1 protein-coding gene is annotated in these 819 nt (G+C 67.0%); it reads left to right on the top strand.

Annotation, left to right across the window (positions count from 1 at the left end):
- The coding region (locus JHD07_RS25490; protein ID WP_291627077.1) for a DUF2865 domain-containing protein at window positions 1-819 on the top strand (819 nt) is incomplete at both ends.

The following is an 819-nucleotide window of genomic DNA, read 5'->3' as shown; positions in this document are numbered from 1 at the left end:
CTCGACCGGGTCACCATGCAGGCCAAGCGCATGGGCTGCGATTCCTCGGGCTTCTTCTCGCTGTTCAACGGCCAGTCGGCGCAGTGCGGCCCGGTCAACACCCAGATCCAGCAGATGCGCGCCAATCTCGACCAGATCACCGGCAACCTGGAGCGCCTGCGCGCCGGCAGCGGCGGCATGAGCCCGGAGCGCGACAGCCAGCGCCGCTCGGTGCTGCTGGCGCTGGCGCAGAACAATTGCGGCCCGCAATACGCCAACGCCGTCCAGCAGCAAGGCGGCGGCAACTTCCTGAGCAATCTGTTCGGCGGCAACAACCCGAACAATCCGCAAGCCATGCCGCCCTCCGATCTCGGCCCGCAATCCGGCACGTTCCGCACCGTCTGCGTACGCACCTGCGACGGCGCCTATTTCCCGATCTCGTTTGCCACGGTGCCGGCGCGCTTCGGCGACGACGAGAAGACCTGCAAGGCGCTGTGTCCGGCTGCGGAAGCCGTGCTCTACACCCATCGCAATCCCGGCGAAGACATGAACGCGGCGGTCTCGATCGGCGGCCAGCCCTACACGGCGCTGCCGACCGCGTTCAAATTCCGCAGCGAGTTCAACCCGTCCTGCTCCTGCAAGGCGGCGGGACAAAGCTGGGCGGATGCGCTGAAATCCGCGGACGACAAGGCCGCCGCCGAGCAGCAGGGCGACATCATCGTCACCGAGGAGAGCGCCAGGAAGATGCAGCAGCAGCGGCTCAACAAGGGCACGCCGCAACCTGCCAATACCAAAAAGGGCGCGGCACCAGCGCCGACGACGGCGAATGCACCGGCTGCA

This window comes from Bradyrhizobium sp. (assembly GCF_016462955.1).
Lineage (GTDB): Bacteria > Pseudomonadota > Alphaproteobacteria > Rhizobiales > Xanthobacteraceae > Bradyrhizobium.
Note: the sequence above shows the minus strand (reverse complement) of the source record. Positions and strands in the feature narration are given on the sequence as shown.